The organism is Thermodesulfobacteriota bacterium (genome assembly GCA_040756475.1).
Taxonomy (GTDB): domain Bacteria; phylum Desulfobacterota; class Deferrisomatia; order Deferrisomatales; family JACRMM01; genus JBFLZB01.
In genome coordinates, this window is the sequence record JBFLZB010000166.1 from 1 (window position 1) to 10,276 (window position 10,276).

The 10,276-nt window shown below is 71.6% G+C and carries 11 protein-coding genes; 5 read left to right on the plus strand and 6 right to left on the minus strand.

What is annotated here, in order from left to right:
• Positions 1-93: 93 nt before the first annotated feature.
• Entirely contained in the window at positions 94-348 is a 255-nt protein-coding gene (locus AB1578_18460; GenBank protein ID MEW6489878.1) for a hypothetical protein, read from the minus strand.
• A 127-nt stretch (positions 349-475) separates the two neighbouring features.
• Here AB1578_18460 and AB1578_18465 point away from each other — a divergent pair, with 127 nt between their 5' ends.
• From AB1578_18465 to AB1578_18475, 3 genes are all read left to right on the plus strand, one after another.
• Positions 476-940 carry an aminoacyl-tRNA deacylase gene (locus AB1578_18465; GenBank protein MEW6489879.1) on the plus strand — a complete coding sequence of 155 codons (465 nt, stop codon included), beginning with the start codon at positions 476-478 and terminating at the stop codon, positions 938-940.
• Positions 941-1,419: 479 nt separating this feature from the next.
• Positions 1,420-2,793: a dipeptidase gene (locus AB1578_18470; GenBank protein ID MEW6489880.1), complete on the plus strand. Its 1,374-nt coding sequence runs from the start codon at positions 1,420-1,422 to the stop codon at positions 2,791-2,793.
• Positions 2,794-2,844: 51 nt separating this feature from the next.
• The gene (locus AB1578_18475; protein MEW6489881.1) at positions 2,845-4,260 is read left to right on the plus strand and encodes a Glu/Leu/Phe/Val dehydrogenase; all 1,416 of its coding nucleotides are present in this window, start codon (positions 2,845-2,847) and stop codon (positions 4,258-4,260) included.
• 12 nt (positions 4,261-4,272) lie between these two features.
• Here the strand turns inward: AB1578_18475 and rho are convergent, their stop codons facing one another.
• The 3 genes from rho to AB1578_18490 all read right to left on the minus strand — a co-directional run bounded on the left by rho (position 4,273) and on the right by AB1578_18490 (position 7,246).
• Positions 4,273-5,520 carry a transcription termination factor Rho gene (gene rho, locus AB1578_18480; GenBank protein ID MEW6489882.1) on the minus strand — a complete coding sequence of 416 codons (1,248 nt, stop codon included), beginning with the start codon at positions 5,518-5,520 and terminating at the stop codon, positions 4,273-4,275.
• Between the two features lie 311 nt (positions 5,521-5,831).
• Complete coding sequence (gene coaE, locus AB1578_18485; GenBank protein MEW6489883.1) at positions 5,832-6,461, minus strand: dephospho-CoA kinase; 630 nt, start codon at positions 6,459-6,461, stop codon at positions 5,832-5,834.
• Positions 6,458-7,246 (minus strand): polyphenol oxidase family protein, encoded by a 789-nt coding sequence (locus AB1578_18490; protein ID MEW6489884.1) that lies wholly within the window; start codon positions 7,244-7,246, stop codon positions 6,458-6,460. Before AB1578_18490 ends, coaE begins: the two co-directional genes overlap by 4 nt.
• On the opposite strand from AB1578_18490, the gene AB1578_18495 reads away from it, so the two are divergent.
• The gene (locus tag AB1578_18495) at positions 7,245-8,027 is read left to right on the plus strand and encodes a DUF3108 domain-containing protein (protein MEW6489885.1); all 783 of its coding nucleotides are present in this window, start codon (positions 7,245-7,247) and stop codon (positions 8,025-8,027) included. The two genes, AB1578_18490 and AB1578_18495, sit on opposite strands and share 2 nt — an antisense overlap.
• On the opposite strand, the gene AB1578_18500 is transcribed toward AB1578_18495, so the two are convergent.
• The gene (locus AB1578_18500; protein ID MEW6489886.1) at positions 7,990-8,961 is read right to left on the minus strand and encodes an RluA family pseudouridine synthase; all 972 of its coding nucleotides are present in this window, start codon (positions 8,959-8,961) and stop codon (positions 7,990-7,992) included. The two genes, AB1578_18495 and AB1578_18500, sit on opposite strands and share 38 nt — an antisense overlap.
• A complete protein-coding gene (locus tag AB1578_18505; protein MEW6489887.1) occupies positions 8,958-9,224 on the minus strand; it encodes a hypothetical protein in 267 nt (88 codons plus the stop codon). Before AB1578_18505 ends, AB1578_18500 begins: the two co-directional genes overlap by 4 nt.
• A gap of 106 nt (positions 9,225-9,330) precedes the next feature.
• Here AB1578_18505 and dapF point away from each other — a divergent pair, with 106 nt between their 5' ends.
• The gene (gene dapF / locus AB1578_18510) at positions 9,331-10,152 is read left to right on the plus strand and encodes a diaminopimelate epimerase (GenBank protein MEW6489888.1); all 822 of its coding nucleotides are present in this window, start codon (positions 9,331-9,333) and stop codon (positions 10,150-10,152) included.
• Positions 10,153-10,276: the final 124 nt, after the last annotated feature.

Here is a 10,276-nt window from a genome sequence, read left to right on the forward strand (position 1 = left end):
GCGGCCAGGGCCGCTCCTGCGGGGGGGCAGGGTCCCTGGCCGAGCGGCGAATGGTGCCAGCGGTAAGAGCGACCGGGGGGGGGGCCGGCGGGGTCAGGCGGCCGGGGGGTCTTGCGATTCCCGTGGGGCGGGGGCACCGGCCTCCCTCTCCCGACGGCGCACCCGCAGGTAGTCCCACAGGGCCCAGGGCAGGAGCACCGCGCTCGCCACCCGGTTGAAGGTGGCGTGCTCCAGCATGGCGGGGTCCGAGGTGAACCAGCCGTCCCAGAGGCACCACAGCCCGAAGCCGGCCAGGAGCGCCGGAAAGACGTAGGGGCTGATCTCGGGCAGCTTGCTCTCCCGTCCCACGGATGCCTCCTCGCTCCACCCCCCTTCGGGCTCGGCCGCCCCCCTTCCCCGGGGGGATCGACCCTGCGGCGTGCTTGCCCTATCCTTGCGGCCGGTTGGAAAACAGCGTGCCAGAGGAGCGGCCCCCATGTCCACCACCAACGCGCTGCGGATTCTCAAGCAGCAGAAGATCCCCCACGAGGCCCGGGAGTACGACCACAAGGTCAAGGGGGCGCAGTACGCGGCCGAGGCCCTGGGGTGGCCCGTGGAGAGCATGGCCAAGACGCTCGTGGTCGCCCTGGCCGACGGCTCCCACTGCCTGTGCGTGCTCCCGGGGGACGCGGAGCTCTCGCTGAAGAACCTGGCACGGCTGGCCGGGGTCAAGTCGGCACGGATGACGACCCCCGAAGAGGCCGAGAAACTCACCGGCTACCTGGTGGGGGGCATCAGCCCCTTCGGCACCCGCAGGGCCATGCCCGTGTGGCTCCACGCCCCCCTGACCACCTTCCCGAAGATCGGCGTCAACGGCGGGCGGCGGGGCCTCATCGTCTTCGTCAGCCCCGCCGACCTGGTGGCGGCCCTGGGCGCGCGGGTGGAGGACCTGGCCGCGTGAGAGAGCCGGCGTTCGACAGTCCCCGGGCAGGGCCGCCCGCCTGCGCCAAATTCCAAGCAGACCGCACCCAGGCGAACTGACGGGCCGAGCAACCTACGCGCAAGGCGAGTTACGGGCCGTCCCATGCCCCTGGGCAAGGCAGTTCAGGGGGTTGCCCCCAAGAATCCAGCACCTGATCCTGGGGCGGGGTCCGGAAGCAACGGAGCATAGCCCCGTACCGCGTCGACCGATCCGTCACACCCCATGAAGGCCGGTGAAGCGAGGCGCACCGGTTCCGCGAGGCACCTCTCCTCGAGTTGGCGCGGATTGGGGGGTCGCTCCCGCCCTTCCTGGCCAGCGGCGGAGCGCAGGGGCTACCGGATCCCGCTTGTCACCCAGGCGGTGGATCGAGGCCCCTGCGCGGACTGCGGACTGGCGGCCCCGGCCGGGCATTGGTACCTTGGCGGGCCGAACCCGCCGACCTCACCGCGGAGGACCCCATGGACGACGTCCTTTCCTGGCTGGAAACCAACGACGGGGACACCCTGGACGACCTCTTCGCCTTTCTGCGCATCCCCTCGGTGAGCGCCGACCCCGCCCGTTGCGGGGACGTGCGCCGGTGCGCCGAGTGGCTCGCCGGCGCCTTTCGCGAGGCCGGCTTCTCGGCCGCGGCCGAGGAGACCGGCGGCCACCCGGCGGTGGTAGCCGAGTGGCGAGACGCCCCGGGGGCCCCCACGGTGCTCGTGTACGGCCACTACGACGTGCAGCCGGCCGAGCCCCTGGAGAACTGGACTTCGGCGCCCTTCGAGCCGGCAGTACGGGAGGGGAAGCTCGTGGCCCGGGGGGCCTCGGACGACAAGGGGCAGCTCTTCTGCCACCTGGCCGGTGCCCGGGCGCACCTGGCGGCCCGGGGGCGGCTCCCGGTGAACCTGGTGTTCCTGATCGAGGGGGAGGAGGAGTCGGGGAGCGCCAACCTGGAGGCCTTCCTGGCGGCGAACCGCGAGCGCCTGCGCTGCGACGCGGCCGTGGTGAGCGACTCCTCCCAGTTCGCCCCGGGAGTTCCGGCCCTTACCTACGGGCTGCGGGGACTCGTGTACCTGGAAGCGGCCCTTCGCGGGCCCGCTCGCGACCTCCACTCGGGCTCCTTCGGGGGCGCGGTGCGAAACCCCGCGAACGCGCTCGCTGCCCTGCTCGCGGCGCTGCACGACGAGGGGGGGCGGGTGGCCGTGCCCGGGTTCTACGACGCCGTGCGCCCCCTCGAGCCCTGGGAGCGGCAGGCCTTCGCCGCCCTGCCCTTCGACGAGGCCGCCTACCGGCACGACCTGGGGGTCGACGCCCTCGCCGGCGAAGCGGGCTACTCGGTGCTGGAGCGGGTGTGGGCGCGGCCCACCCTGGACGTGAACGGCCTGTGGTCTGGTTACACGGGGGAAGGTGCGAAGACGGTTCTCCCCGCCCTGGCCTCGGCCAAGCTCTCGTGCCGCCTCGTGCCCGACCAGGACCCGGATCGGATCGCCGAGTCGGTGGAGGCGAGGCTGCGCGCCCTCACCCCTCCCGGCTGCCGCCTGGAGGTGCGAAGGCTTCACGGCGCCCGCCCCGTCCTCCTTCCGGTCGAGACCACGGCAGTCCGGGCGGCCTCGGAAGCGGTGCGCCGGGGCTTCGGAGCCGCGCCGGTCTTCACCCGGGAGGGGGGATCGATCCCGGTGGTGGAAGCCTTCCAGCGCCTCCTGGGGGCCCCGGTGGTGCTCCTGGGGTTCGGCCGCCCCGACGACGGGGCCCACGGCCCCGATGAAAAACTAGACCTTGCCGACTTCCGCAAGGGGATTGCCACAAGCGCCTGGCTCTGGGAGCTCCTGGGCTCCCGGGCGAGAGGGTAGGCACCCCGAGAGGGGGGGTGATCGCGGGGCGGCGCAGGGAAGGAGACTGCCATGGCACGCAGGGTGAGCTTCTGGGACCAGGTGACCCGCACTTTCAACCGGGCAGCCGCCTTCACCGGCCACGACCCCGCCCTGCTGCGCCAGATCCGCGAGTGCAACAGCGTCTACCACGTCAACTTCCCCGTGCGGCGCGACGACGGCTCCATCGAGGTGGTGAGCGCCTGGCGGGTCGAGCACAGCCACCACAAGCTCCCCACCAAGGGCGGCATCCGCTACAGCCTGGCGGTGACCCAGGACGAGGTGATGGCCCTGGCGGCCCTCATGACCTTCAAGTGCGCCGTCGTGGACGTGCCCCACGGCGGCGCCAAGGGCGGCGTGCGGATCTCGCGGCCGCGGTACTCCGAGGCCGAGCTCGAGCGCATCACCCGCCGATACACCTACGAGATGGTCCGCAAGGACTTCATCGGCCCCGGGGTGGACGTACCCGCCCCCGATTTCGGCACGGGCCCCCGGGAGATGGCCTGGATCGCCGACACCTACGGCGCCCTGTGCCAGGACAAGCTCTACACCTTGGCCTGCGTGACCGGGAAGCCCGTGGGGCAGGGGGGCATCCGGGGGCGCACCGAGGCCACGGGCCGCGGCGTGTGCTTCGGGGTGCGGGAGGCCGTCGCCGTGGCCGAAGACATGCGGGCCCTGGGGCTCTCGCCGGGGCTCGAAGGCAAGAGGGTGGTCGTTCAGGGGCTGGGCAACGTGGGATACCACGCGGCGAAGTTCCTGGAGGAGGCGGGGGCCGTGCTCGTGGGACTGGCCGAGTACGAGGGGGCGATCCACGCGCCCCGGGGCCTAAACCTGGAGAAGGTGATGGCGCACCGGCGGGAGACCGGGTCCCTCCTGGGCTTTCCGGAGGCGGAGAGCCTCGGCTCCAGCGCCGCCGCCCTGGAACTTCCCTGCGACATCCTCGTCCCCGCGGCCCTGGAGAACCAGATCACGAAGGAAAATGCGCCCCGGGTGCAGGCCAGGATCGTCGCGGAGGGCGCCAACGGCCCCACCACGTCCGAGGGGGAGGCGATCCTCAAGGGGCGGGGGGTGCTCATCCTCCCCGACGTCTACCTCAACGCCGGGGGAGTCACGGTCTCGTACTTCGAGTGGCTGAAGAACCTCTCCCACGTGCGCTTCGGCCGCATGGAGAAGCGCTTCGACGAGGACATCCACAAGGGGCTGGTGGGGGCCCTGGAGCGCATGACGGGAAGGGAGCTCTCGGCGAAGGACGCGGCCCACCTGGCCACGGGCCCGGGGGAAGAGGCCCTGGTGAACTCGGGTCTGGAGGAGACCATGGTGTCGGCCTACCGGGAGATCCGCTCCACGGCGGACCGGCTTCGGGGAGAGGCCGACCTGCGCACCGCGGCCTTCGTGACCGCCATCGACAAGATCGCGGTGTCCTACCAGCAGCTCGGGATCTGGCCGTAGGGTGGGGGGGCGCTACTCGCTCATCGACTCCAGGAACTCGATGTTGTCCTTGGTCCGCTTCATCCGGTCCAGGAGGAACTCCATCGCGTCCACGGGGTTCAAGGGCGCGAGCACCTTGCGGATCACCCACATGCGGTTGAGCTCGAGCGGGGTGAGCAGCAGGTCCTCTTTCCGGGTGCCCGAGCGCTGCATGTCGATGGCGGGGTAGATGCGTTTGTCGGCGAGCTTGCGGTCCAGGTGGAGCTCGGCGTTGCCGGTGCCCTTGAACTCCTCGAAGATCACCTCGTCCATGCGGCTGCCGGTCTCGATGAGGGCGGTGGCGATGATGGTGAGGCTGCCGCCCTCCTCGATGTTCCGGGCGGCGCCGAAGAAGCGCTTGGGCTTGTGCAGGGCGTTGGAGTCCACGCCGCCCGAGAGGATCTTGCCCGAGTGGGGTACCACGGTGTTGTAGGCCCGGGCCAGGCGGGTGATGGAGTCGAGCAGGATCACCACGTCCCTGCCGTGCTCCACGAACCGCTTGGCCTTCTCGATCACCATCTCGGCCACCTGGACGTGGCGCTGGGCCTGTTCGTCGAAGGTGGAGGAGACCACCTCGCCATTCACCGACCGCTGCATGTCGGTGACCTCCTCGGGCCGCTCGTCGATGAGGAGCACGATCAGGACCACCTCGGAGTGGTTGGCGGTGATGGAGTTGGCGATCTGCTGGAGGAGCACGGTCTTGCCCGTGCGCGGCGGCGCCACGATGAGCCCGCGCTGCCCCTTTCCGATGGGGGCGATGAGGTCCATCACCCGCATCTCGTAGCGGGTGGGTTCGCTCTCGAGCTTGAGGCGCTGGTTGGGGTAGATGGGGGTGAGGTTGTCGAAGAGCATCCGGGTCCGGGCGCTGTCGGGCCCGTCTCCGTTGATCATGTCGACCTTGAGCAGCGCGAAGTACCGCTCCGAGTCCTTGGGCGGCCGGATCTGCCCGCTCACGGTGTCGCCCGTGCGCAGGTTGAACCGCCGGATCTGGCTGGGGGAGACGTAGATGTCGTCGGGCCCGGGGAGGTAGCTGTAGTCGGGCGACCGCAGGAACCCGAAGCCGTCGGGAAGGAGCTCCAGCACCCCCTCCCCGAAGATGCTCCCGTTCTGTTCCGTCTGGGCCTTGAGCAGGGCGAAGATCAGGTCCTGCTTGCGCATCCGGGTCGCGCCCTCGATGTTGAGGGTCTCGCCCATCTCGGTCAGCTCGTTGATGCTCTTCTTCTTGAGTTCCTGCAGGTGCATGGGGGCAGCACTCCCGGTGGTGGGGGCGGGCTTCTTTGCGCGGCGCGGATGGGACTTCATCGGCGGCGGCGCAGCGGGCTCGGGGGGGAGGGACTGGGAAGAGTCGTTCGGGGAGTGTCTCAAGGTCGCTCTTGGTCTGGAAGAAGGAGGGGCCGCTTCCGCGGTGCACCGGAAGGCGCCCAGGCGGCGCCGGCACTGTTTCGGATGGGGCCTCTACGGATTGGGTCGGGGCGGAGCGGCGAAACCGAGGGAGGGTGCGTGGTGGTTTCGCGTCGGAACGCTGTCCCTTGTAAAAGCTGCGCCATCGTTTGTCAATCCAAAAAACGCGTTTCGCCCTCTCGGACGCGCCGAATCAGCTCCAGAACCTGGGCTCTCAGCTCCTCGCGGCTGCCCCGGTTGTCGAGCACGGCGTCGGCCCGGCGCGCCTTCTCTTCGATGTCGAGCTGGCTCGCCAGGCGCCGCTGCGCGTCCTCACGGGCGAGTCCGTCCCGTGCGCAAAGGCGCCGCAGTTGCTCGGCGCGGGGCACGTACACCACGGCCACCAGGCCGAAGCGCCCCGCGGCGCCGGTCTCGTAGAGCAGCGGTACGTCGTACACCACCAGCCCCCCCGGCGTCTCGGCGAGCAGCCGCTGTACCTCCCCCTCGGCCTCCTCGGCCACCCGGGGGTGCACGATGGCCTCCAGGCGCGCCCGTGCCCCGGGGTCCCGGAACACCAGCGCCCCCAAGGCCGCCCGATCCAGGCGGCCGTCGGGCCCCAGGACCGCGTCGCCGAAGGCCTGCCGGATGTCCTCCAGGGCCGGACGACCCGGCTCCACAACCCGCCGGGCCAGTTGGTCGGCATCCACCACCGGGACCCCCGCCTCTTCGAAGAACCTCGCCGCCGTGCTCTTCCCTGTGGCGATGCCGCCCGTGAGGCCGATGAGGCGCACGGGCCGCCTCATGTGCGCCCGCCCTCCCAGCCCTCCCCGCGCTCCGGCGCCCAGCCCAGGTAGGCGCACATCCGCCCCAGGTCCGCACCCCGCCGGTGCGAGTAGAAGAGGTCGGCTCGGCAAGCCGTGCAGTAGGGGAGAACATCCACCGCCCCCGGGGGGACGCCGGCGGCCACGAGTCGGTCGCGCACCAGGCCGGGAAGGTCGAGCCGGTAGCGCCCCGGCTCCCCGGCCCAGGGTGAGAAGCGCGGGGAGTCTGTGCCCCCCGCGTCCGCAACCTCTTTCCCCACCTGGTAGCAGCAGGGGCCGATGGCGGGCCCGAGGGCGGCAAGAGTCTCTTCGGCCGAAACCCCCATGGCCTCGAGCGCGGCTTCCGACACCCCGTCCACCGCCCCCCGCCATCCCGCGTGGGCCAGGGCCAGGGTACGCGACGCCGGGTGGCACAGCAGCACGGGGACGCAGTCGGCGGTGAGTACCCCCAGGAGCACTTCCGGCCCGGGGTTTCCCGCCCAGGCGTCGGCCTGGGGGCGGAGAGACCGCGGGGCGCCCCCTCCCGGCTCGTCCCCCGCGCGGGAGGGGACGACCCGCTCCACCCGCACGCCGTGCACCTGGCGAAGGAGGCGAAGCGCCCGCGCCCCGGTGGCGTCCTGGAGACCCCGAGCCGCCTCCGGCCCCGAGAAGTCCCCGGCCCACCGGGTGGTGAACCCGTGGAGCAGCCCCGCCACCTTCCCGAGCAAGGGGGACGCGACCCGATTGCGGTTCCCGCTGCCGTGGGTTCTTGGGTATGCTGCCGCCATGTTTCGACGCCCTCTTGCCGTGCTCGCCTTGGTGGCCGCCCTCTTGGCGCCTGCTGCGTCCCCGGGCTTCGAGGCCCCCCCCGCCCTGGAAGCCCTGGTGGGCGAGGTGCTGGAGTTTCGCATCCGGTGGGGCGCCATCCCCGCCGCCACCGCCACCCTCGCGGTCCTCCCGGGGGAGGACGGGCTCCTCACCTTCCGGGCCGAGGCCCGCACCCTGCCCTACGTGGACACGATCTTCCCGGTTCGGGACACCATCGAGTCCACGGTGCGCCCTCCCAACCCCACCGTGGTGCGCTTCCGGAAGAAGACCCAGGAGGGATGGAAGAAGTCTCGGGAGGATCTGGTCTTCTTCGACCCGGAAGCGGGAACCTCCCAGTCCTTCCGGGACGGAAAACCCCGCCGCACCCTCCTGGTCCCCCCTGGGGTCCAGGACCCCCTCTCCTCCTTCTACGCCTTTCGGGTCATGCCCCTGGAGGGCCGCGACACGGTGGAGATGGACATCACCGACGGCAGCCGGCTCGTGACCGGCTCGGTCGCTGTCCTCAAGCGCGAGACCGTCCGGACCCCCCTGGGCACCTTTCCCACGGTGCTCGTGGAGCCGCGCATCGAGGGCATCGGCGGGATCTTCAAGAAGAGCCCCGGAGCCCGGATGCTCATCTGGCTCACCGACGACGAGTGGCGCCGGCCGGTAAAGCTCCAGAGCTCGGTGGTGGTGGGAAGCTTCACGGCCGAGCTGGTGCGGATCACGCCCCCGGCACCTCGCCCCCCAGCTCCCGAATGAGCCGGGCCAGGGGTTCCGGCAGGGGGGCCTCGAAGGCCATCTCCGCCCCCGTCATCGGGTGCCGGAAGCCCAGCTTCCAGGCGTGCAGCGCCTGACCGGTCTCCTGCCCCAGGCGCCGGCGCGCGCCCACCTCCGCCACGCCCCTGACGCCCCGCACGCCCCCGTACAACGGATCCCCCGCCACCGGGTGGCCGAGGCTCGCCAGGTGGACCCGGATCTGATGGGTCCGCCCGGTCTCGATCCGGGCCTCCACGAGGGTGGCACCTGCCAGGGCTTGCAGGGCGCGCCAGCGGGTGACCGCGGGCCGCGCCCTGGGGGCGTCCACGGCCATCTTCTTTCGGTCCGAAGGGTGACGCCCCACAGGGCGGTCCACCACCCCCTCGCCCTCCAGCCGGCCCAACACCACGGCGAGGTAGACCTTGCGCACGGTGCGCCCGGCAAACTGCGCCTGGAGCGCCCTGTGGGCCGCGTCGTCCTTGGCCACCACCAGGAGGCCCGACGTGTCCTTGTCGAGCCGGTGCACGATCCCCGGCCGCAGCACTCCGCCCACCCCCGAGAGGTCCGGGCAGCGGTGGAGGAGCGCATTGACCAGGGTCCCCGAGAGATGCCCGGGAGCGGGATGGACCACCAGCCCCCGGGGCTTCGCGACCACGGCGAGCCAGGGATCCTCGAAGAGGAGCTCCACGGGAAGATCTTCGGGCTGTGCCGAGGCCTCGACCGCCCGGGGCACCTCGATCCGAATGCGCTCGCCCCCCTTGAGCCTGTGGCTCGCACGGGCGGGCCGGCCGTCCACCGTGATCCGCCCCCCCTCCGCCAGCTTCTGGATGCGCGAGCGGCTCACGGGCAGCCCTGCCCCGGCCAGATACCGGTCGAGTCGCCCGGCGTCCGGCTCGGCCACCCGTTCGTAGACCTCGGCCTCGGAAGGAGAGCTCACCAGATGCGGGACTTGAGGCGTCCGAAAGGCTTGAGGAGGAAGTCCACCAGGGCCTTCTCGTAGAGGCCGAGGCGGTAGAGGCTGGCGTCCACCCGGGCCTCGTAGTGCTTGCGGCCCTCTTCGATGGCCCCGGAGAGTACTTCGAAGAGGTTGTCCTCCACGATCCCCCGCTCCACCTCGTCTTTGTGGTACAGGGCGATGTCGCTTACAATCGTCCGGGCGAGGCGCCGGGCGGATTGGGGATCGCGGATTGCATGCTCCATCGGGACCTCCACAAAGCATCTGCCCGAGACTCTAGCATCGGGCCCCGGGAGGGTCAAGAAGGGGCCCGCGAAAGCCGCTCCAACGGCGCGTCAGGACGGGAGGCCCATGGGACTGCCCTTCGTAAAGATGCACGGCCTGGGAAACGACTTCGTCGTGGTCGACGAGCGCGGGGGCGAGCGGGCCGACTGGCCCGAGCTCGCGCCGCGCATCGCCCACCGGCGCTTCGGGGTCGGCTGCGATCAGGTGCTCCTCCTGCGGTCCTCGGCGACCGCGGACCTGCGCATGGACATCTACAACGCCGACGGCAGCCGGGCCGAGATGTGCGGCAACGGGGTGCGGTGCGCCGCCCTCTACGCGCGGGCCCGGGGCCTGGCCGCCGGGGAGACGCTGCGGGTCGAGACCCTGGCGGGGATCGTCGTCACCCGCTTCCGGGGAGGTGACGTGGAAGTGGACATGGGCGAGCCCATCCTCGACGGCCCGCGCATCCCCGTGGACGCGGCGGGCCCGGTGCGCGACCGAGACCTCCCCGTGGGCAGCTCCTCGGTCGCCGTCACCTGCGTCTCCATGGGAAACCCCCACGCGGTGGTCTTCGTGGACGACGCCGAGGCCTACCCGGTGGCCGAGGTGGGCCCCCTTCTCGAGGTCCACCCCTTCTTTCCCCGGCGCACCAACGCCGAGTTCGTGCAGGTGCTCGCCCCGGACCGGCTGCGCATGCGGGTGTGGGAGCGGGGCGCGGCCGTCACCCTGGCCTGCGGCACCGGCGCCTGCGCCGCGGCGGTGGCGGCGGCCTGGACGGGCCGGGCCGGGCGAGACGTAACCGTGGTTCTGGACGGGGGAGAGCTGCGGGTGCGCTGGGACGAGCCCACCAACCGGGTCTTCCTCACCGGCCCGGCCGTAGAGGTCTTCACCGGGGAGCTCGGCCTCTGAGCGAGCCGCAAGGGGGGCTGTGTTCCGATCCGTGTGGGTCGCGTAGCGCCTCAGAGCTGGGAAGACGGCCGTTTCACCCCTAGGGGGGCCCACCGCGGGGCGCCCCGCGGGGGGGCCCCCCGAC